The 216-nt window shown below is 63.4% G+C and carries 1 protein-coding gene; it reads left to right on the top strand.

Going from position 1 to position 216, the window contains the following annotated elements; genetic code table 11:
• Positions 1-22 precede the first annotated feature (22 nt).
• Positions 23-216: hypothetical protein (locus VTU_RS26325; RefSeq protein WP_138927813.1), on the top strand; the 194-nt coding region annotated here is incomplete at its 3' end.

Genomic DNA, 216 nt, shown 5'->3' with positions numbered 1-216 from the left:
CGTCATTCAAGAAGCAGTGCTCTTGGCCTCGTCGCCCGAGACGGTTTTGGCCTTCTTGGAGCGACGGGCGGTTGAGCGGCGCAACGACGAGGACGAGGTCGATGAGGAGACCGAGGTCGCGCTCCGTGGCCGCAACAACCTGCTGGTCAACCTGGCATTGGCGAAGCACGGCAAATTCATGGCCACGGTGCTGCCGATGTTCGAGGCCTGCGAGCC

It is taken from the genome of Verminephrobacter aporrectodeae subsp. tuberculatae At4, assembly GCF_000193225.1.
GTDB lineage: Bacteria > Pseudomonadota > Gammaproteobacteria > Burkholderiales > Burkholderiaceae_C > Acidovorax > Acidovorax aporrectodeae.
This window is presented reverse-complemented; position numbering and strand designations above follow the sequence as displayed.